Origin of the sequence: Trabulsiella odontotermitis, from assembly GCF_001297775.1 — a bacterium.
Taxonomy (GTDB): Bacteria; Pseudomonadota; Gammaproteobacteria; order Enterobacterales; family Enterobacteriaceae; genus Trabulsiella; species Trabulsiella odontotermitis.
This window is the reverse complement of the sequence record NZ_LIFX01000016.1, coordinates 20,003-40,189: the sequence shown is the minus strand read 5'-3', so window position 1 is coordinate 40,189 and position 20,187 is coordinate 20,003. Positions and strand designations below refer to the sequence as shown.

At 55.3% G+C, this 20,187-nt stretch carries 17 protein-coding genes and 4 tRNA genes; 2 read left to right on the top strand and 19 right to left on the bottom strand.

The features are described from left to right. A complete protein-coding gene (gene hemY / locus AOY23_RS19915; RefSeq protein WP_054180998.1) occupies nucleotides 1-1,197 on the top strand; it encodes a protoheme IX biogenesis protein HemY in 1,197 nt (398 codons plus the stop codon). A 480-nt stretch (nucleotides 1,198-1,677) separates the two neighbouring features. Here hemY and AOY23_RS19910 read toward each other — a convergent pair. The 19 genes from AOY23_RS19910 to trxA all read right to left on the bottom strand — a co-directional run bounded on the left by AOY23_RS19910 (nucleotide 1,678) and on the right by trxA (nucleotide 18,767). After that, nucleotides 1,678-1,754 (bottom strand) — tRNA-Pro (locus tag AOY23_RS19910). 41 nt (nucleotides 1,755-1,795) lie between these two features. Beyond that, nucleotides 1,796-1,882, bottom strand: a tRNA-Leu gene (locus AOY23_RS19905). 20 nt (nucleotides 1,883-1,902) lie between these two features. After that, a tRNA-His gene (locus AOY23_RS19900) sits at nucleotides 1,903-1,978 on the bottom strand. Between the two features lie 66 nt (nucleotides 1,979-2,044). Further along, nucleotides 2,045-2,121, bottom strand: a tRNA-Arg gene (locus tag AOY23_RS19895). A 102-nt stretch (nucleotides 2,122-2,223) separates the two neighbouring features. Further along, a complete protein-coding gene (thrP, locus tag AOY23_RS19890; protein WP_054180997.1) occupies nucleotides 2,224-3,609 on the bottom strand; it encodes a bifunctional threonine/serine APC transporter ThrP in 1,386 nt (461 codons plus the stop codon). 211 nt (nucleotides 3,610-3,820) lie between these two features. After that, nucleotides 3,821-4,561, bottom strand: a complete 741-nt coding sequence (gene wecG / locus AOY23_RS19885; RefSeq protein ID WP_054180996.1) for a lipopolysaccharide N-acetylmannosaminouronosyltransferase — start codon at nucleotides 4,559-4,561, stop codon at nucleotides 3,821-3,823. An 11-nt stretch (nucleotides 4,562-4,572) separates the two neighbouring features. Then, on the bottom strand, nucleotides 4,573-5,919 hold the full coding sequence (gene wzyE / locus AOY23_RS19880) for an ECA oligosaccharide polymerase (RefSeq protein ID WP_054180995.1): 1,347 nt from the start codon (nucleotides 5,917-5,919) through the stop codon (nucleotides 4,573-4,575). Next, nucleotides 5,916-6,995 (bottom strand): TDP-N-acetylfucosamine:lipid II N-acetylfucosaminyltransferase, encoded by a 1,080-nt coding sequence (locus tag AOY23_RS19875; protein ID WP_054180994.1) that lies wholly within the window; start codon nucleotides 6,993-6,995, stop codon nucleotides 5,916-5,918. The genes wzyE and AOY23_RS19875 overlap by 4 nt, the downstream gene beginning before the upstream one ends. Then, complete coding sequence (gene wzxE, locus AOY23_RS19870) at nucleotides 6,992-8,242, bottom strand: lipid III flippase WzxE (RefSeq protein WP_054180993.1); 1,251 nt, start codon at nucleotides 8,240-8,242, stop codon at nucleotides 6,992-6,994. The genes AOY23_RS19875 and wzxE overlap by 4 nt, the downstream gene beginning before the upstream one ends. A gap of 1 nt (nucleotide 8,243) precedes the next feature. Continuing rightward, nucleotides 8,244-9,374 (bottom strand): dTDP-4-amino-4,6-dideoxygalactose transaminase, encoded by a 1,131-nt coding sequence (gene rffA, locus AOY23_RS19865; protein ID WP_054180992.1) that lies wholly within the window; start codon nucleotides 9,372-9,374, stop codon nucleotides 8,244-8,246. A 4-nt stretch (nucleotides 9,375-9,378) separates the two neighbouring features. Next, nucleotides 9,379-10,053: a dTDP-4-amino-4,6-dideoxy-D-galactose acyltransferase gene (rffC, locus tag AOY23_RS19860; protein ID WP_054180991.1), complete on the bottom strand. Its 675-nt coding sequence runs from the start codon at nucleotides 10,051-10,053 to the stop codon at nucleotides 9,379-9,381. Next, nucleotides 10,031-10,912 (bottom strand): glucose-1-phosphate thymidylyltransferase RfbA, encoded by an 882-nt coding sequence (gene rfbA / locus AOY23_RS19855; protein ID WP_054180990.1) that lies wholly within the window; start codon nucleotides 10,910-10,912, stop codon nucleotides 10,031-10,033. Before rfbA ends, rffC begins: the two co-directional genes overlap by 23 nt. An 18-nt stretch (nucleotides 10,913-10,930) precedes the next feature. After that, nucleotides 10,931-11,998, bottom strand: coding sequence for a dTDP-glucose 4,6-dehydratase (gene rffG, locus AOY23_RS19850; RefSeq protein ID WP_054181039.1), 1,068 nt, complete (start codon nucleotides 11,996-11,998; stop codon nucleotides 10,931-10,933). After that, on the bottom strand, nucleotides 11,995-13,257 hold the full coding sequence (wecC, locus tag AOY23_RS19845) for a UDP-N-acetyl-D-mannosamine dehydrogenase (protein WP_054180989.1): 1,263 nt from the start codon (nucleotides 13,255-13,257) through the stop codon (nucleotides 11,995-11,997). The genes rffG and wecC overlap by 4 nt, the downstream gene beginning before the upstream one ends. Then, nucleotides 13,254-14,384 carry a non-hydrolyzing UDP-N-acetylglucosamine 2-epimerase gene (wecB, locus tag AOY23_RS19840; protein ID WP_072171072.1) on the bottom strand — a complete coding sequence of 377 codons (1,131 nt, stop codon included), beginning with the start codon at nucleotides 14,382-14,384 and terminating at the stop codon, nucleotides 13,254-13,256. Before wecB ends, wecC begins: the two co-directional genes overlap by 4 nt. A gap of 58 nt (nucleotides 14,385-14,442) precedes the next feature. Further along, nucleotides 14,443-15,489 (bottom strand): ECA polysaccharide chain length modulation protein, encoded by a 1,047-nt coding sequence (gene wzzE, locus AOY23_RS19835; protein ID WP_049847164.1) that lies wholly within the window; start codon nucleotides 15,487-15,489, stop codon nucleotides 14,443-14,445. Nucleotides 15,490-15,502: 13 nt separating this feature from the next. After that, entirely contained in the window at nucleotides 15,503-16,606 is a 1,104-nt protein-coding gene (wecA, locus tag AOY23_RS19830) for a UDP-N-acetylglucosamine--undecaprenyl-phosphate N-acetylglucosaminephosphotransferase (protein ID WP_054180987.1), read from the bottom strand. Nucleotides 16,607-16,843: 237 nt separating this feature from the next. Then, nucleotides 16,844-18,103 carry a transcription termination factor Rho gene (gene rho, locus AOY23_RS19825; RefSeq protein ID WP_038160391.1) on the bottom strand — a complete coding sequence of 420 codons (1,260 nt, stop codon included), beginning with the start codon at nucleotides 18,101-18,103 and terminating at the stop codon, nucleotides 16,844-16,846. A gap of 334 nt (nucleotides 18,104-18,437) precedes the next feature. Beyond that, nucleotides 18,438-18,767 (bottom strand): thioredoxin TrxA, encoded by a 330-nt coding sequence (gene trxA, locus AOY23_RS19820; protein WP_054180986.1) that lies wholly within the window; start codon nucleotides 18,765-18,767, stop codon nucleotides 18,438-18,440. Nucleotides 18,768-18,919: 152 nt separating this feature from the next. Between trxA and rhlB the strand changes: the two genes are divergently transcribed. Further along, on the top strand, nucleotides 18,920-20,185 hold the full coding sequence (gene rhlB / locus AOY23_RS19815) for an ATP-dependent RNA helicase RhlB (protein WP_054180985.1): 1,266 nt from the start codon (nucleotides 18,920-18,922) through the stop codon (nucleotides 20,183-20,185). Nucleotides 20,186-20,187 lie beyond the last annotated feature (2 nt).

Below are 20,187 nucleotides of genomic sequence, written 5' to 3'. Positions count from 1 at the left end.
ATGCTGAAAGTGCTATTGCTCTTTGCGTTGTTGATCGCCGGCATTGTGCTCGGCCCGATCGTCGCCGGTCATCAGGGTTATGTGCTCATCCAGACGGATAACTACAACATTGAGACCAGCGTTACCGGTCTGGTGATTATTCTTGTTCTGTTGATGGTCGTGCTGTTCGCCATCGAGTGGCTGTTGCGTCGTGTGTTCCGCACCGGCGCGCATACGCGTGGCTGGTTTGTTGGTCGTAAACGCCGCCGCGCCCGTAAGCAGACGGAACAGGCGCTGCTGAAACTGGCGGAAGGCGACTACCAGCAGGTTGAAAAGCTGATGGCGAAAAACGCTGATCACGCCGAGCAACCGGTAGTGAATTATCTGCTGGCGGCGGAAGCGGCTCAGCAGCGCGGCGATGAGATCCGCGCGAATCAGCACCTGGAGCGCGCCTCAGAGCTTGCCGGTAACGATATGATCCCGGTGGAAATTGCCCGTGTGCGTCTGCAACTGGCGCGAAACGAAAACCATGCGGCGCGCCACGGCGCAGACAGGCTGCTGGAAGTGACGCCGCGTCACCCCGAAGTGCTGCGTCTCGCGGAACAGGCGTTTATTCGCACCGGCGCATGGAGCTCGCTGCTCGACATCATTCCGTCGATGGCAAAAGCCAACGTCGGTGACGATGAGCATCGTGCCGCGCTGGAACAGCAGGCGTGGATTGGGCTGATGGATCAGGCGCGCGCCGATCAGGGCAGCGACGGTCTGCGTGAGTGGTGGAAGAATCAGAGCCGCAAGACGCGTCATCAGATCGCGCTGCAGGTGGCGATGGCGGATCATCTCATTGAATGTAACGATCATGACACCGCGCAGCAGATCATCATCGATGGCTTAAAACGTCAGTATGACGATCGGCTGGTGATGCTGATCCCGCGGCTGAAAACCAACAACCCGGAACAGCTGGAAAAAGTGCTGCGTCAGCAAATCAAAACTGTAGGCGATCGCCCGCTGTTGTGGAGCACGCTGGGTCAGTCGTTGATGAAACATGGCGAATGGCAGGAAGCGAGCTTCGCCTTCCGCGCGGCGCTGAAACAACGCCCGGATGCCTTTGACTACGCCTGGCTCGCCGATACGCTTGACCGTCTCCATCAGCCTGAAGAAGCGGCCACCATGCGCCGTGATGGTCTGATGCTGACGCTGCAGAACAACCCGCCACAATAATCCTTCCGCGCGTGACATAAAAAAACGCCTGCGCTGTTTCCAGTGCAGGCGTTAAAACAGGTCTGTTTGACAACATAAATAGGTGCTTCACTCAACGTTATGTCCATGGTGTTTGATGAGGCCGAAGCGACATCTGTCTGTGGACGATAAGCACCGTAAATGGCTCTGCATCATTCCTGAGTTTATGAAGCACTAAGGCGAGCATAAGAGATGGAATGAGCATCTACACGCATATTATTGCACAACGCGTGCCAGAGTTGCATCCCCATTCTGCGTGGCTTCGCAACCTTTAAGAATTGAGGAGATGTCGCCGGATGGAGACATAAACGAACGATATGAAAAAGGGGCGGTAAAATCAGTTAGTTATATGTCACCTGCTGGCAACAGTGTTCTGACGAGTTGTCGCGGTGTGGTGACAGCGGGATAAAACATTGAAATGGCACAGAAAACAAAAAACCCCGCCGAAGCGGGGTCCAAAATTGGTCGGCGAGAGAGGATTCGAACCTCCGACCCACTGGTCCCAAACCAGTTGCGCTACCAAGCTGCGCTACTCGCCGATGTACTGCTTTTTGAATTTTTAGTTCAATCTGTTAAGTCGTGGTGCGAGGGGGGGGACTTGAACCCCCACGTCCGTAAGGACACTAACACCTGAAGCTAGCGCGTCTACCAATTCCGCCACCTTCGCGTATCACAACTTCAAATTAATGGGGTGGCTAATGGGATTCGAACCCACGACAACTGGAATCACAATCCAGGGCTCTACCAACTGAGCTATAGCCACCACTGTATTCTTTCACGCGGCCCTGCTTAACTTCACAGACCACCGCAGCTCCAGCGCCGGGTAAAATGGCGCGCCCGACAGGATTCGAACCTGAGACCTCTGCCTCCGGAGGGCAGCGCTCTATCCAGCTGAGCTACGGGCGCTTAGCGCCGTTGCGGGGGTGGATAGTACGGACTTAAGGCGCGCCTGTCTAGTGCTTTTTTTAAGAAAATGCGCGTTTGGTTATGCTTTGCGCATTTTGCCGCTTATTCCCTCACCTTGTCTGCTGAACCATGACGATTCAGGCCAAACACGTTGTAAATCAGCGTCACGGCGGCCAGGAAGATAATGCCGACAAACAGCGACATACGCGTGTCGTCGTTGAATCCCATGCCGATTAACACGCAAACCAGGAACGCCATCGTCAGATAGTTCGCCCAGGGAAACAAAACTGAACGGAAGGGGTGACTGGCGATCGCTTCCTTGTGTGCGTCACGGAAACGCAACTGGCTAATCAGGATGACGAACCACGGCACCATTCCCGGCAACACGCTGGCGCTATAGACGTAGACAAACACCCGCTGCGGATTAGGAATGATGTAGTTCAGGCAGGAGCCGAGCAACAGAATGATAATGGAGATCGTCACGCCCGCCACCGGTACGCCACTGCGGGACAGTTTCGCCATACCTGCCGGTAACTGACGGTTTTTGGCTAACGCGTACAGCATACGTCCACAACTGTACATGCCGCTGTTACAACCGGACAGCGCCGCCGTCAGTACCACAAAATTGATGATCCCGGCCGCCGCGGTAATACCGATTTTCGCGAAGGTGAGCACGAACGGGCTGCCGTTGGTGCCGATCTCATTCCACGGGAAAATGGTGACGATAACGAAAATGGCGCCCACGTAGAAAATCAGGATACGCCACAGCACCTTGCTGACCGCGCTGCGCAGCGTCACCTGCGGGTTCTTCGCTTCACCGGCGGTAATACCGATAAGCTCGACACCCTGATACGACGCCACCACGATACAGAGTGCCGTCAGGAACCCTTTCCAGCCCCCGGCAAAGAAACCGCCGTGCTCCGTCAGGTTGCCGAAACCTACCGAATGTCCCCCATTACCGAAGCCGAAGAAAATGACGCCCAGCCCGATCACAATCATCACAATAATCGTGGTGACTTTGATCATCGCGAACCAGAACTCCAGTTCACCGTACAGTCTGACTGCCGCCAGGTTCGCCAGCGCCACCAGCGCTACCGCAATAATGGCGGGTATCCATTGGGGAAGCTCAGGGAACCAGAACTGTACGTAAACGCCGATGGCCGTGATTTCGGAGATCCCCACCGCCATCCACATAAACCAGTAGGACCAGGCGGTTAAGTAGCCGAAGAACGGGCTCATGTAGCGGTGCGCGTAAACGGCGAATGAGCCTGCCACTGGCTCCAGGAACAGCATTTCGCCCATCGATCGCATGATGAAGAAGACAAACAGACCGGCAACGATATAGGCCAGCAGAACGGAAGGCCCGGCCCATTTCAGGGTGCTCGCGGCCCCCATGAACAGGCCGACGCCGATGGTGCCCCCTAGGGCGATTAATTCAATATGACGGGCTTCCAGACCGCGCTGGAGCTCCGGTTTTTTCTCAGCCATAGATCCTCTTGTGTTTGCATTGTTCCGGTCATTGCCGGTTATTTTTATAGGTAACGTGCTTTATCGGATGGTGAAGAGCAGTCAAAAATCGCAGCAGACTGCCATTCAGGCAGCGAATGGTTTAACAATTTCCTGGAAATGGCAAACAAAGTCTTAAAAAACTGGAAGCATTGCATAATAAACGTTCAATGCTTCCAGTGATGAGCGAGGATCAGAGTTGGCCGGTGTAGTGCCAGCGGAGATAGCGGAGGAGTTTCAGTTGCCGCTTAATACGGCTCGGTTGGGAGAGCAGACGGTAAAGCCATTCCAGCCCCAGATTCTGCCAGACCTTCGGGGCGCGTTTGACGTGCCCGGTGAAGACGTCATAGGTGCCACCCACCCCCATATACAGCGCGCCCGGGTAGACCTGCCGACAGTCGCGCATGAAAATTTCCTGCTTCGGCGATCCCATCGCCACGGTGATAATTTCCGCCCCGCTGTCGCGGATACGTTCAAACAGCGCATCACGCTGCTCTGGCGAGAAATAGCCATCCTGGCTGCCGACAATATTGACGTTCCACTGCTGGCGGAGTTTTTCTTCGGTCTGTGCCAGCACGTCCGGTTTACCGCCGACTAAAAATACCGGCGTCCCTTCGGCCCCGGCGCGCGCCATCAGCGCTTCCCACAGATCGGCGCCCGCCACGCGGGAAACGTCCGCCTGCGGAAATTTTTTGCGTACCGATCGCACGACGCTGATGCCATCAGCGTATTTAAATTCCGCCGCTTCAATCAGCGTCCTGACTTCGGTATTCCCCTCGGCGGCCAGCATTTTTTCCGCATTAATGGCCACCAGCGTACCGGGTTTCAGCGTTCCGCCCGCATAGAGGTAATCCAGCGCATGTTGCATGTTACGCCAGCCGATAAGTTGTAAGCCACGCAATGTATACAGCGGCGCGGAGGTTGGATCAGTCATGAGGTTCCTTATCAGACCTGAGGTTGCGACAGGGGGCGTATCCGCTTGTGGATCAACCCTGCGTTTTCCAGGAGCCAGTACAACAGTTTAGCAATCAGCAGACAGAGACCGAAAACCACAAGGAAAAAGACGACGCGCGAGGCGAAGGAGTCCAGCCCCTCTCGCGCCAGGACAATCATGTTGAAAATCGCGCCAAAGCAGAAACTGTGCAGGATCGCCGCTTTATAGCGATTGGTTTCCTGATTCCCCAGCGTATACAGCCAGTCAAACCACTTGATGATAAGCCCGACAGCCACCGCGCCCAGCGGGATAAACCAGACGCCGCCCATCACCACCAGCGAACCGATCAGCGTCGGTGAAATCGCCAGCCCGGAATGGTTGTTCAGCACTTCCCAGGTAAAATAGTTCGCGGTGTTGAGCACCAGGCCAGGACGATCCGGCCACAGCCAGCTCGGGATAAAGACATAGAAATCACGCACAATCGGCGCGAGTCCCTGAAAATCGATCTTGTCGTAATTTTGCAGCAGCAGCGCGAGGTTTTCCCACGGCGAGAAGGTGTCGCGGGTCAGATACAGGAACGTGTAAAACGCTTCGTCACCGCTGACGTTCAGGCCATAGCGTTTCAGCGCCAGCCAGAACATACCGACAATCCCCAGCACGCCCGCCGCCGCCAGCATCCACAGCGAAATCCAGCCGCGAATAATGCCGATGAACAGGAAAATAGCGAAGGCGATAATGATATTGGCGCGCGTGCCGCCGACGATGGCATACGTCAGTAAGCCAAACGCCACAGTGCTGACGAGGAAAAAGCACCACGCTTTCCAGCCCGGACGCAGAAAATAGACCACTAACATCGCCGGAATAAAGAAGTAGAAGAAGCGTTTCAACGCCACGCCGGAAACTTCACTGGAAAAAATCTGGCTGTAAGAGTGCAGCTTGAACAGCAGAAAACCGTTATGCATGAAGAAGGTGCCGACACTCAGCAGCGCAATCCCCATCAACATCATCCAGGTAAGATGCGCCTCCACCCGGTTAATGGTAAACAACGGACGGCGCGGCGCCGATGACGTGGCGGCGCGCAGACGCGTTTTATAGGTGACATAGTAAACGGCGTAAAAGCAAACGGCGGCCAGCAGCGTTTGCAGCAGGATGTCCGGCGGCGCAACACCGACGTCGAAACGGAACACCAGCGTGCAGGTCAGCGGGAAGCCGAAGAAAAAGGTCAGTAAAAAAAGCAACGAGAAAAAGACGTTGAAGTTAAAGCGCACGCGCCGAAACTCGAAGTACGTCAGCGTGGCGATAAACAGCGTCGACAGCAGCCAGACCACGAATAAGCCGGTAAATTGCATCAGACTCATGCGCGCTCTCCTGCGGCGACACGCAGCGCCTGATGCCACGGTTCAAGGTATTTCGGCCGGAAAAATGCGATCTGGCTTTTATCAACGGTCAGCAACTGCCGCTGCGCCTCGCGCAGCACCTCCGCATTGAGCGGATCGGTCGTGAACAGCACCGGTATGTGTTGCTCAGCCATATCCTGCCAGAAAGGGTTTTCGCGGTTCAGCACGCACGGCACACCCGCCTGAATCAACAGACACAGCGTGCCGATCCCCTGCTGACGGGCAAAGATGAAATAGCCCGCATCGCAGCGACGCAGCAGCGCCAGGTAATCATCAAACGCCATTTTTTCGCTGAGGATGTGCAGATTGTCGCTGCTGAACAGCGCCAGCCCGGCACTGCGCACTTCCTCGATATAACGCGCATTGTTGTCCGGATAGCCCATCGGCACAATCACATTGACCGTATCGCCAAACTGCTGATGAACCGCCTTCAGCGCGGCGATATGTTCATTGCTGGGATCACCGGAGTTGCCGACCAGGATCGTCAGTTTTCCTTCCCGTGGTGTGTCATTCACCATGTTATTGAGTGATGGGTCCATGCGTGTCGGGAAATAAAGCAACTCACCCGGCACACGCGGATGCAACTGCGCTAAATAATTCAGATCGCCTCGTGTCGCGAAAGCTCGCCCGACACGCCCCTGCGCCATGCGGCGCAACGGATAAAACAGCCGGAATTTCCAGCCACGGGACACTTCATACAGATCAGCGCCCCAGATATGCCAGTTAAACTGCTGCGGCTTAATGCCGCCATTTAATAGCGCCAGCCACAGGCCGGTATTAAACTGCCCGTGAAAGAAGAAGCGCTGAGTACGATCCTGTTTTGCCCGGGCCACCACCGCCTGCGCCAGCGCTTTTTTGCCTGGATAGAACGTTAATGACAGCGCCGGAAATGCGTCGCGAAGTCCGTCCCCGGATCCGGCCACCATAAACTCGCGCGCATGCACGCTCCCCGCTGCCAGCTCGTCGTTAAAGAAAGCCAGAACGGTTCGGTTATGGTGAGGGATATCCGATCCCAGTATGTGTATCAGTGCTGTCATGCTCGCCTGTGCCAAAGTAAAAACACGCCACTACAGAGCGCAAAATAAACGATATACGTTGCCATATAGGCCTGTGCTGCCCCCAGTGCGCCATGCGCCGGGATCAGCCAGTGCGAAAACGCCGTCAGCAAGGCAAACTGGCTGATTTCGGTGAGAATATAAAACCGCAGCGACGCTTTGGCGATCACCAGATAGCCATAAACGTAAGCGCCGACTTTCAGTACATCCCCCACCAGTTGCCAGGCAAAGAGATCGCGCATGGCGGTAAATTTCGCTGAAAACAGCAGCCAGATGGCGAAATCACGCAGCAACCAGACGGTAAAACTGGCAGCCGCCACTGCGGGAAGGACGAATTTCAGCGACTTCACAATCTCGCGGGTGATCTCCGCTTTGGCCGTCAGCCGCGAGAGCGTGGGTAACAGGTACACGCTGAATGAGGCGGTGATAAACTGCAGGTAAGCGTCAGAAATGCTGCTGACCCCCTGCCAGATCCCCACATCATCCCAGCTGTAATGCGCCGCCAGCAGGTTTCGCATCATCACGTACGCCACCGGCAGCGTCACGGAGGTGATGAGCGCCATCAGCGTAAATTTGCCCAGTTGACTGGCCAGCCATTTATCCCACTGCGGTTTGAGATAACGCAGCGGGATCGTGCCGCGACGGGAGAGCATGATGGCCGCCGGAATCACGACTAACGCCGGGACCAGCGCCAGCCCGAGCAGCGCGCCCTGATAGCCGCCGAAATAATAGCAGGCGTAGTACGCCAGCACGCCGATAATGCTGCCGGTGATGAGCGACAGCGCATTGCCCGCCGCATCACGAAAACCTTTCATCAACGCCAGCAGCAGGTTCGCCCAGGCGATCCCCATCTGCACCAGCGCCACCAGACGCACCAGCCCCTGGTAGTGCGTATGACCAAACAGCCCCTGGCTAATCGGCGCGGCGGCCAGCACGAAAATCACCGCCAGCAGCGAAGAAAACCCCAGCACCATCGCTGACGAGGTGCCGACCACTTTCTGCAGTTGATCCGGCGAGTCATGATACTGGGCGACATATTTAGTGACGCCATTGAAGATCCCGGCGCCCGCCAGCACGCCGAGCACCGTCACCAGTTGGCGAAAGTTCCCCGCCTGCCCGACCCCTGACGGTCCAAACGAGACCGCCAGCAGTTTAATGACCAGCAGGCCTGCACCGATTTTTACCAGCGTGGACGCTGCCGTCCACACTGACGCTTTTGCCAGCGACATATCAGCCGAAGAAGCTCAGTAAAGAGTTAATCACCGTGCGCTGGTTAACTGACGACAGGTTATAGAACAGCGGCAGGCGCAGCAGGCGTTCGCTTTCGCGGGTGGTAAAACGATCTTCACCGTGGAATTCGCCAAACGCCTTGCCCGCCGGGCTCGCGTGCAGCGGAATATAATGGAACACGGCGAGGATTTCCGCTTCTTTCAGCCAACTGATCAGCGCGCTGCGGTCGTCAATGTCGCGCAGCTTTATGTAGAACATATGCGCGTTCTGTTTGCAGTCCGCCGGAATGGTGGGCAGCTCAATACGCCCGGTTTTCGCCAGCGGCAGCAGGGCATCGTAATAGGTTTGCCACAGCGTCAGACGATGCTGGTTGATGCGCTCAGCGGCTTCCAGTTGCGCCCACAGATAGGCGGCCTGAAGGTCTGCCATCAGATAACTCGAACCAATATCCCGCCAGGTATATTTATCGACCTGACCACGGAAAAATTGACTGCGGTTCGTGCCTTTTTCGCGAATGATCTCCGCACGTTCGATCAGCGCGCGTTCGTTAATTAACGTCGCGCCGCCTTCGCCGCCTGCGGTGTAGTTTTTGGTTTCATGGAAACTGAAACAGCCGATATGGCCGATGGTGCCCAGCGCGCGGCCTTTGTAAGTCGACATCACGCCCTGCGCCGCATCTTCCACGACAAACAGATTATGCTTTCTGGCGATGGCCATGATGGTATCCATCTCACAGGCCACGCCCGCATAGTGAACCGGCACAATGACGCGGGTCCTTTCGGTGATGGCGGCTTCAATCTTCGTCTCATCAATGTTCAGCGTGTCGGGGCGAATATCCACAAAGATGATTCTGGCGCCGCGCAGCACGAACGCATTGGCGGTGGAGACGAAGGTGTAGCTCGGCATAATGACTTCATCGCCCGGCTGGAGATCCAGCAGCAACGCCGCCATTTCCAGCGACGCGGTACAGGACGGCGTCAGCAACACTTTCGCGCTGCCAAAATGCTGCTCCATCCACTGCTGGCAACGGCGCGTGTAACCGCCATCACCGCACAGCTTGCCGCTGCCCATGGCTGATTGTATATAATCGATTTCGGTTCCCACCACCGGCGGCGCGTTAAATGGAATCATCTTTTCACCTGTATAGCCAGTAAGCGGTGCTCTCGATACTGGCACCGCTTTGAATGTAACGTTTAAGTGCGGCGGTGTTGCCCATCTGGGTCGCCACCCGCAATGTTGTCAGCCCGCGCTGTTGCGCCCAGTAGATGGCCGCCTGCATCAGTTCAGCCCCGGCGCCCCGCCCCGCCAGCAGCCCGATGCGCGCGTCGGTGTCATTCAGTTGCCGCATCGACACAAAAGCGCGAATACCGCCCTCTGCGGAACGAAACACCAGACACTGGTGATCAAAAACGCCCTTCACGGCATTTTCAATCCATCGGGCATAGAAGCGCCCGCTGGCGTCCGGCGCATACCAGGGCGCGCGGAAACGGCTTTGGGCAAAGGCCTGCGCCGCCTGCTCACGCAACACCGGGATATCGGCGTCGCGGGCAATGTCTGCCCGGGGATCGATAACGTCGACAACCGGCAGCACCAAATCCACCTCACCTTCCACCAGCCGGAAATCGAGCTGTTGTAACGCGTCCAGCAAATCGGTACGTTGCGCGGGGATTTTCGCCTGCACCCGCCACCAGCCCACCAGCTTTTTGGGCTTCAGCGCAGGGGCATCTTCCGTGAAACGCAATATTGCGCTTTTCACGCCGAAAAATTCATTTTCCCACGTCAGGGGTTCAATACTGGCGTGGACGTGCACGGATAATCTCCAGCAGATACTGACCGTAACCGGTCTTCGCCAGTTGGGTGGCGGAGCGTTTTAGCGCGTCATCGTCAAGCCAGCCGTTGCGCCAGGCGATTTCTTCCAGACAGGCAATTTTGAAGCCCTGCCGTTTTTCTACCGTCTGCACAAAGGTGCTGGCTTCGATCAGGCTGTCATGCGTGCCGGTATCGAGCCATGCAAAACCACGGCCAAGCAGTTCGACGTTCAGCTTGCCGGCTTCCAGATACATCTGGTTAATGGACGTGATTTCCAGCTCGCCACGTTCTGACGGTTTCACCCGTCTGGCGTACTCGACGACGTTGCTGTCATAGAAATAGAGGCCGGTTACCGCCCATTTTGATTTCGGCTGCTTCGGCTTTTCTTCCAGCGAAATGGCATTGAAGTTATCGTCAAACTCGACCACGCCAAAGCGCTCAGGATCCATCACCTGATAGCCAAAGATCGTCGCTCCTTCCGTTCGCGCCGCCACTTTGCGCAGTTTCGGACTGAAGCCCATGCCGAAGAAGATGTTATCTCCCAGCACCAGGCAAGAAGGTTCGCCGTTAAGGAAGGTTTCACCAATAATGAACGCCTGCGCCAGTCCGTCCGGACTGGGCTGTTCGGCATAGTGCAGTTCGATGCCAAATTCAGAACCATCCCCCAGCAGCCGCTGAAAATAGAGCTTATCTTCCGGCGTGGTGATGATCAGAATTTCGCGGATCCCGGCCAGCATCAGTACCGATAGCGGGTAGTAAATCATCGGCTTGTCGTAGATCGGTAATAACTGCTTCGACACGCCGCGGGTAATCGGATGTAACCGTGTACCGGAACCACCCGCCAGAATTATGCCTTTCATCGATATCCTCTCCCGGCGTTAGCCTTTGAGTCCGAGTCGCTCGCCCTGATAGCTGCCATCCTGCACCTGCCGCCACCAGTTTTCGTTCGCCAGATACCACTGAACGGTTTTCCGCATGCCGCTTTCGAAGGTTTCACGCGGCGTCCAGCCCAGCTCGCGGGCGATTTTCGCTGCATCAATGGCGTAGCGCAGATCGTGCCCGGGGCGGTCGGTGACAAACGTAATCAGCGAGCGGTAACTGTCGAGACCCTGCGGTTTCCGGGGCGCAAGCTCTTCCAGCAAATCGCAAACCGTCTCCACCACCTGCAGATTCTGGCGTTCATTATGGCCGCCAATGTTGTAGGTCTCGCCGATTTTACCTGTTGTGACAACAAGATAAAGCGCTCTGGCGTGGTCTTCGACAAACAGCCAGTCACGTACCTGCTGACCGTTGCCGTAAACCGGCAGCGGTTTTCCCGCCAGCGCGTTGAGGATGGTCAGCGGGATCAGTTTTTCCGGGAAATGGTAAGGACCGTAGTTATTCGAACAGTTGGTCACCAGGGTTGGCAGCCCGTAAGTACGCAGCCAGGCGCGGACCAGATGGTCGCTGCCCGCTTTCGAGGCGGAATAAGGGCTGCTCGGCGCGTACGGGGTGGTTTCGGTAAAGAAATCATCGCTGCCGTGCAGATCGCCATACACCTCATCGGTGGAGATGTGATGGAAACGAAACGCGGATTTTTTCGCTTCTGGTAACGCATTCCAGTACAGACGAGCCGCTTCCAGCAGCGTGTAAGTGCCGACGACGTTGGTTTCAATAAACGCCGCCGGGCCATCAATGGAACGATCCACATGGCTTTCTGCGGCCAGATGCATCACCAGATCAGGCTGGTGCGTCGCAAATACGCGATCCAGTTCGCTACGGTTGCAGATATCCACCTGCTCGAAGGCAAAACGCGGATCTGCCGCCACCGGTGCCAGAGACGCCAGGTTTCCGGCATAGGTGAGTTTATCCACCACCACCACGCTGTCTGATGTTTCGTTGATGATATGGCGTACCACCGCCGAGCCAATAAACCCGGCGCCACCGGTAACCAGAATCTTTTTCAACGCCATACTCCTTTTGTATCAACGATGTAGCGCTGCTGGATGCTTTCCGCGCTCCGCGCTTTAAACGGGTTGTGGTCCACCAGCATCACCAGCACATCGGCGTCGTTCAACGCCTCGTCCAGCGTGGCGAGACGGCAGAGTCCTTCCAGCTTTTTCGGCAACTGATGAATGTTCGGTTCCACCGCCAGCGTTTCGCCGCTGTGCCACTGCGCAATCAGTTGGGTAATTTCCATTGCCGGGCTTTCGCGAAGATCGTCGATGTTGGGCTTAAAGGCCAGCCCGAAGCAGGCAATCTTCAGTTCATTCGCCCGTTTACCACTGCTGGTCAGGCAATCCGCCACCGCGGCTTTCACCTGGTTAATCACCCAGTGAGGTTTGTGATCGTTCACTTCGCGGGCCGTGCGGATAAGCCGCGACTGTTCCGGATTCTGCGCGACGATAAACCAGGGGTCGACCGCGATGCAGTGACCGCCAACGCCCGGCCCCGGTTGCAGAATGTTGACGCGCGGGTGGCGGTTCGCGAGGCGAATCAGCTCCCAGACATTGATGCCCTGGTCAGCGCAAATCAGTGACAGTTCGTTGGCGAAGGCGATGTTGACGTCACGGAAGCTGTTTTCGGTCAGCTTGCACATTTCGGCCGTGCGGGCGTTAGTGACCACACACTCTCCTTCGAGGAAGATGTTGTACAACTCACTGGCGCGCACCGAGCAGACTGGCGTCATGCCGCCAATCACACGATCGTTTTTAATCAGTTCAACCATCACCTGGCCCGGCAGCACACGCTCCGGGCAGTAGGCGATGTTGATGTCTGCTTGCTCTCCCGCCTGCTGCGGGAAGGTTAAATCCGGGCGAGCGTCCGCCAGCCATTGCGCCATCTGTTCCGTTGCGCCCACCGGTGAAGTGGATTCGAGGATCACCAGCGCCCCTTTCTTCAGCACCGGTGCTATCGATTTGGCGGCCGCTTCGACATACACCATGTCCGGCTCGTGATCGCCTTTAAACGGCGTCGGCACGGCAATCAGATACGCATCGGCGGCTTCCGGGGTCGTGGTCGCACGTAAAAAATGCTGCGCGACAGCGGCTTTCACCACTTCGCCCAGTTCAGGCTCGACAATATGAATTTCACCGCGGTTGATGGTGTCTACCGCATGCTGATTGATATCAACCCCCACCACCTTTTTTTGCCGGGAGGCGAACGCCGCCGCCGTCGGTAGACCAATGTAGCCAAGGCCAATCACAGAAATGGTAGAAAAACTCATAGCGTTACCTGATTATTTTTAAGTGCTGTCAAAATACGGCTGCAGGCTTGCCCGTCCCCGTAAGGGTTATGGGCGCGACTCATCGTTTCGTATTCTTCTTCATCACGCAGCAAGCGCGTGACCTCTTCGACAATGCGTTGTCGATTGGTGCCGACCAGACGTACCGTTCCGGCCTCCACCGCTTCCGGGCGTTCTGTCATCTCGCGCATCACCAGAACCGGCTTGCCGAGCGACGGCGCCTCTTCCTGAATGCCGCCGGAATCGGTCAGGATCAGCCACGCACGATTCATCAGCCAGACAAAAGGCAGGTAATCCTGCGGCTCGATGAGAATGACGTTATCGACATGACCGAGAATGCGATTCACCGGCTCGCTCACGTTCGGGTTGAGATGAACCGGATAGACAATTTGTACATCGGGATGCTGCGCGGCGATCTCCGCCAGCGCATGGCAAATCTGTTCAAAACCACGACCGAAGCTTTCTCTGCGGTGGCCGGTAACCAGAATCATTTTTTTGCTGGCGTCGAGGAAGGGATATTGCTCAGACAGCCCGGCGTGCAGCGACGCATCTGTCAGTACACGGTCACGCACCCAGAACAGGGCGTCAATCACCGTATTGCCGGTGACGAAAATCTGCTTATCCTGTAGATTCTCACGCAGTAAATTCTGGCGGGAATTTTCGGTTGGCGCGAAATGCCAGACCGCCAGGTGCCCGGTCAGGGTCCGGTTGGCCTCTTCCGGCCACGGGGAATAGAGATCGCCGGTACGTAAACCGGCTTCAACATGCCCGACGGGGATGCGCTGATAAAACGCGGCCAGGCTCGCCGCCACCGTGGTGGTGGTATCGCCATGCACCAGCACCACATCAGGTTTAAACGATTCCAGCACCGGCCGTAAACCTTGCAGAATACGGCAGGTGATATCGGTCAGCCCCTGTCCTGGGCTCATAATATTAAGATCGTAATCCGGTACGATGGAAAAGAGGGACAACACCTGATCAAGCATTTCACGGTGCTGTGCGGTTACGCACACTTTCGCCTCGAAGTGAGGATCCCTGGCCAACGCATGTACCAGAGGCGCCATTTTTATCGCCTCCGGACGGGTGCCAAACACTGTAAGTACTTTCACGTCGATTCTCTTCGATAAGATGATGAGGATCGACTGATCCTCATCACACAAGGTGTATTCACTGAATACGACGTCGCGTCAATGCTACGCCTGCACCGATAAGTGCACCTACGATTCCCCACATCACCATCAGGAAAGCACGACGTGGGCTATCGCGTTTCACGGGTTCTTCTGGTGTTCGCAAATATCGATAGGTCTGAAAACGAGGATCCAGCGTCGGCCCGACATTCAGCGTCGTCAGCATCGCGCGGTTCTGATCGTAATCCAGGTCAAAATCCGGCCCTACGGCGCGCAGATTCTCCAGGCGCGCCTGTAGCATCGGGCGCCCCAGTAAAAATAGCTCAGAGTCGGGTAATTGCTCGGCAGGCACGTCGGTTTCGCTGCGGGAAATATTATTCTGTTGCGCCACTTTCAGCGCTTCTTCTACGCTGTGCGTTTTACGATCGAAGATAGACTGCGCCACCTCTTCCTGGCGTTTGACCTGCGCCTTCATCTGAATGGTTCTGGCAGCCCAGGCCCCTTTCAGCTCTTCGTTCAGATGGCCCGCCGCGCGCTGGCTGGCGAAAGCCACGTACTGGCGCAACAGGTTGTTGGCATCCGCCGCCGTTTCTGCGGTCAGCTTGACGCTATCGCTGATGCTGCGCAGCGCGTCGCCAGGCATAAACTGGATGTCGTCGATAAGATCGTCAAGCAATGCGGCGTCGGCGCGGGAGTTCCCCACCATCCGCTGCTTGTAGTAGTCGGTCTGATACCAGAACTCACGGCGGGTATCCCATGAGGCGAGTTGCATGATGAACTCTTTATAGGCGTCATCCATTACCGACGGCTGATCGGCCGAGGCCATATCAGCTTTGACGTCCAGATTGCGTAAAAACTGCTGCTGGGAGTAATACCCGCCCAGCATATTGACGGTGGGGCGGTCGGTGATTGCCGTCGCGCTCCACTCCTGGCGGGCAAAGAAAGTGTAACCCAGCGCAATCACCGCAAAGAGTAACGCAATCCCCACAATCCAGAACTTCCCCATCCATAGCGTACGAAACAGACCGCGAACGTCCAGTTCATTCTCCGCGCCGACTGACTGTGCTCCTGGTAATGGTTGAGTCATCACTTCCCCAGCTTTACTTGGTTAAATTAGGATTGTTATCACTGTTCCTGCGCATCCTGCGCTTCAGACGTTTAATGAAACGCGCTACTTTCCAGGCACGTTTGATGCAGTAACCGTACAGGAAAAAGGCTAGCAAGAATAATACCAACATGACCCATTCAGGAACGATATGAGTATATTCTGCAAGTACACCAATTGATGCCAGTAACGCTGCTGAAAGCGTAATAAGAACAAAAGCCTGACGGGAAGTAAAACCGGCACGCATGATCAGGTGATGAATATGCTGGCGGTCAGGTGAGAACGGGCTCATCCCTTTACGCAGACGGCGGTACATAATAGCGACCATGTCCATCAGCGGGATAGCGATAATCCACAACGCGGTGACGGGGCTAATCGGATGGGTTTTGCCCTGCGTGGTTTCCATCAGGATCCAGATGACCGTGAAGCCAATCAGCGTACTGCCCGCGTCGCCCATAAAAACTTTATAGCGGCGGCCGAGAATGCCGAGGTTCAGCATGATGTAAGGCAGAATGGCGGCGATCATCGCGAAACACCACATGGCCAGGCTCTGTTGCCCGTCGAACCAGAGGATCATCCCCATCGCGGCAAACGACACGCAGGATAACCCGCCCAGCAGGCCGTCAATACCATCGACCATGTTGAAGGCGTTAATCGCGGCCCAGACGGCAAACAGTGTGAGGAAGAAACCGAATGGCCCGAGCACCAGTTCCCAGGAGCCGAAAATGTAGCCCAGGCTGCTCAGGTAGAGTTTGCCGAAGACCATCATCACAACACCGACGGCGGCCTGAACTGTCGCACGAATTTTGACGCTGATATCAAAGCGATCGTCCAGCGCGCCGACCAGCACCAGCGCACCCGCGCACATCAGATAGAGCGCGGCATGAGGAATGTAGTAGTTGACGATCCCAAATGTAAAACACAGACCAGCATAAACCGAAATTCCCCCCACCAACGGAATAAGACCCTGGTGACGCTTTCGGAAGTTTGGTTTATCCACTAAACCGACCTTTTTAGCTACCTTGCGTGCAAAAAAAAGGAACAGGGTTGTGAATAAAAAAATACTGATCAGATCAGCACCTGCAGTCAGCAAATTCACAATAAATGCTCTCAGCAAATAGTAATGGCGAAAGTATACCTATGATGGCCCTTCATCAGAAGAGGAAGTCGGATGAGATTCACCGAATCAGCCTGTTTTTTATACAAAAAAATTGGCCTTACATCACTGATTCGGATAAATGGTTATCATCCGCATATTTGAGTTAGTTTCCACTGAAGTATGTCCTTAAAAAACAAAAACGCCACGCGAGGCGTGGCGTTTTTCGTTTAAGGCGAATTACGAACGTTTCATCATGTCGAAGAAATCGTCGTTAGTTTTGGTCATCGCCAGCTTATTAATGAGGAATTCCATCGCGTCGATTTCGCCCATCGGGTGAATGATCTTACGCAGGATCCACATTTTCTGCAGCTCTTCCGACGTGGTAAGCAGCTCTTCTTTACGCGTACCAGAGCGGTTGTAGTCGATAGCCGGGAAGACGCGTTTTTCAGCGATCTTACGCGAGAGGTGCAGCTCCATGTTACCGGTGCCTTTAAACTCTTCGTAGATAACTTCGTCCATTTTGGAGCCGGTATCGATCAGCGCCGTCGCGATGATGGTCAGGCTGCCACCCTCTTCCACGTTACGCGCCGCACCGAAGAAACGCTTCGGACGATGCAGGGCGTTGGCGTCCACACCACCGGTCAATACTTTACCGGAAGCCGGTACGACGGTGTTGTAGGCACGCGCCAGACGGGTGATGGAATCGAGCAGAATGATAACGTCTTTCTTGTGCTCAACCAGACGTTTGGCTTTCTCGATAACCATTTCCGCAACCTGCACGTGGCGGGAAGCCGGTTCGTCAAAGGTCGACGCGACCACTTCGCCTTTCACCAGGCGCTGCATTTCGGTCACTTCTTCCGGACGTTCGTCAATCAGCAGCACCATCAGCACACAGTCAGGATGGTTGTAAGCAATGCTCTGCGCGATGTTCTGCAGCAGCATGGTTTTACCGGCTTTCGGCGGTGCGACAATCAGACCACGCTGACCGCGACCGATCGGCGAGGCCAGATCCAGAACGCGCGCCGTTAAATCTTCAGTTGAGCCGTTACCACGCTCCATACGCAGGCGGGAATTCGCGTGCAGCGGAGTTAAGTTTTCGAACAGAATCTTGTTACGCGCGTTTTCCGGTTTGTCGTAGTTTACTTCGTTAACTTTCAACAGCGCAAAGTAACGCTCACCCTCTTTCGGAGGACGAATCTTACCAGAGATGGTGTCACCAGTGCGGAGGTTGAAACGGCGGATTTGGCTGGGGGATACGTAGATGTCGTCAGGGCCGGCGAGGTAGGAGCTGTCTGCGGAGCGGAGGAATCCAAATCCATCCTGCAATATCTCCAGCACACCGTCGCCAAAAATATCTTCGCCACTCTTCGCGTGCTGCTTCAGGATGGCAAAAATAATGTCCTGCTTGCGCATACGAGCCAGGTTTTCCAGCCCCATATTTTCGCCGAGAGTAATCAGCTCAGAAACCGGCGTATTCTTTAATTCGGTAAGATTCATAATGGTGTGGGTTCTTAAACTCGGGGTAAATCTCGAACTTAATGTTGTGAATGGTATGGCAGGGTCATCCATGCCTGTTTACGGCCATCAACTCACGTCTGTACGCTGCCTGGTTACAGGAAAAAAACGCAGAACTGAAACGACATAACGGAATGAGTGACAAGCCCGGAATTTTTTTGCCTCACGCGTAGTATTGAATACGGGAAGCGTCGGGTAAAACAAGATTCAAACAAAGGTATGTTTAAAACGAAGTCAAAACTAACTTAGCACGACTGAAGGCAGGCGTCCAGCGTTCCACATTAATTAGGAATACCGGACGCCTGAATCAAAAGCGTTACGCCTGGTTGGTGTCGAGGAACTCTTTCAGTTGACCTTTGGACAGGGCGCCCACTTTGGTCGCGATTACTTCGCCGCCTTTAAACAGCAGCAACGTCGGGATACCGCGGATACCGTATTTCGGTGCAGTGCCCGGGTTCTCGTCAATGTTCAGTTTAGCCACGGTCAGCTTGCCCGCATACTCAGTAGCGATCTCATCCAGAATCGGGGCGATCATTTTGCACGGACCACACCACTCTGCCCAGAAATCGACGAGGGTCAGCCCCTCAGCCTTGAGTACGTCCGTGTCAAAACTGTCGTCAGTCAGGTGAATAATTTTATCGCTCATATTTAACTCCGCAGGAATAAGCCTGGTGCGTTGGTGTAGCATTAATCAACAATCAACGACACGTTGATGTTGCTTTAGCCAACTAAAAGGTTGACGTTATTTCACCGGATACGCTTTCTTAATGCAATAGTAAGCTGATATTCTACCACACTATGAGCAAAACACATTTAACAGAACAGAAGTTTTCCGACTTCGCCCTGCACCCAATGGTGATTGAAGCCCTTGAAACTAAAGGGTTTCATAATTGTACGCCCATTCAGGCGCTCGCACTGCCACTGACACTGGCGGGTCGTGACGTTGCCGGGCAGGCGCAAACCGGTACCGGCAAAACGATGGCGTTTCTTACGTCAACGTTTCATTATCTTCTCTCTCACCCCGTGCCAGAAAACCGCCAGGTTAACCAACCGCGCGCGTTGATCATGGCGCCAACGCGTGAGCTGGCGGTGCAGATTCATGCCGATGCAGAGCCTCTGGCGAGCGCAACGGGCCTGAAGCTCGGGCTGGCTTACGGTGGCGATGGCTACGACAAACAGCTGAAAGTGCTGGAAAGCGGCGTCGATATCCTGATTGGCACCACGGGCCGTCTCATTGATTACACCAAGCAGAACCACGTTAACCTTGGCGCGATTCAGGTGGTTGTGCTGGATGAAGCCGATCGCATGTACGATCTGGGCTTTATTAAAGATATTCGCTGGCTGTTCCGCCGTATGCCACCGGCGAATCAGCGTCTGAACATGCTGTTCTCCGCAACCCTTTCTTACCGCGTTCGCGAACTGGCGTTTGAACAAATGAACAACGCCGAGTACGTCGAAGTCGAACCGGAACAAAAAACCGGCCACCGTATTAAAGAAGAGCTGTTCTACCCTTCCAACGACGAAAAAATGCGTCTGCTGCAAACGCTGCTGGAAGAAGAATGGCCGGACCGCACTATTATTTTCGCCAACACCAAACACCGTTGCGAAGATATCTGGGGTCATCTGGCTGCCGACGGCCATCGCGTGGGCCTGCTGACCGGCGACGTGGCGCAGAAAAAACGCCTGCGCATTCTGGATGAATTTACCCGTGGCGATCTCGATATTCTGGTCGCGACCGACGTTGCCGCGCGTGGCCTGCATATCCCGGCCGTTACGCACGTGTTCAACTATGATTTACCAGACGACTGTGAAGACTACGTTCACCGTATCGGCCGTACCGGTCGTGCGGGCGCAAGCGGTCATTCGATAAGCCTGGCCTGCGAAGAGTACGCACTGAATCTGCCAGCGATTGAAACCTATATCGGTCACTCGATCCCGGTCAGTAAATACAATTCAGACGCCCTGATGACGGATTTACCGAAACCGTTGCGTCTGACCCGGACTCGTCAGGGTAATGGACCGCGCCGTTCGGGCGCACCGCGTAACCGTCGTCGCTCAGGTTAAAA

Coding starts and splice junctions, on each gene's coding strand:
- hemY (WP_054180998.1), top strand. CDS start 1: ATGCTGAAAGTGCTATTGCTCTTTGCGTTGTTGATCGCCGGCATTGTG.
- thrP (WP_054180997.1), bottom strand. CDS start 3,609: ATGGCTGAGAAAAAACCGGAGCTCCAGCGCGGTCTGGAAGCCCGTCAT.
- wecG (WP_054180996.1), bottom strand. CDS start 4,561: ATGACTGATCCAACCTCCGCGCCGCTGTATACATTGCGTGGCTTACAA.
- wzyE (WP_054180995.1), bottom strand. CDS start 5,919: ATGAGTCTGATGCAATTTACCGGCTTATTCGTGGTCTGGCTGCTGTCG.
- AOY23_RS19875 (WP_054180994.1), bottom strand. CDS start 6,995: ATGACAGCACTGATACACATACTGGGATCGGATATCCCTCACCATAAC.
- wzxE (WP_054180993.1), bottom strand. CDS start 8,242: ATGTCGCTGGCAAAAGCGTCAGTGTGGACGGCAGCGTCCACGCTGGTA.
- rffA (WP_054180992.1), bottom strand. CDS start 9,374: ATGATTCCATTTAACGCGCCGCCGGTGGTGGGAACCGAAATCGATTAT.
- rfbA (WP_054180990.1), bottom strand. CDS start 10,912: ATGAAAGGCATAATTCTGGCGGGTGGTTCCGGTACACGGTTACATCCG.
- wecC (WP_054180989.1), bottom strand. CDS start 13,257: ATGAGTTTTTCTACCATTTCTGTGATTGGCCTTGGCTACATTGGTCTA.
- wzzE (WP_049847164.1), bottom strand. CDS start 15,489: ATGACTCAACCATTACCAGGAGCACAGTCAGTCGGCGCGGAGAATGAA.
- rho (WP_038160391.1), bottom strand. CDS start 18,103: ATGAATCTTACCGAATTAAAGAATACGCCGGTTTCTGAGCTGATTACT.
- trxA (WP_054180986.1), bottom strand. CDS start 18,767: ATGAGCGATAAAATTATTCACCTGACTGACGACAGTTTTGACACGGAC.
- rhlB (WP_054180985.1), top strand. CDS start 18,920: ATGAGCAAAACACATTTAACAGAACAGAAGTTTTCCGACTTCGCCCTG.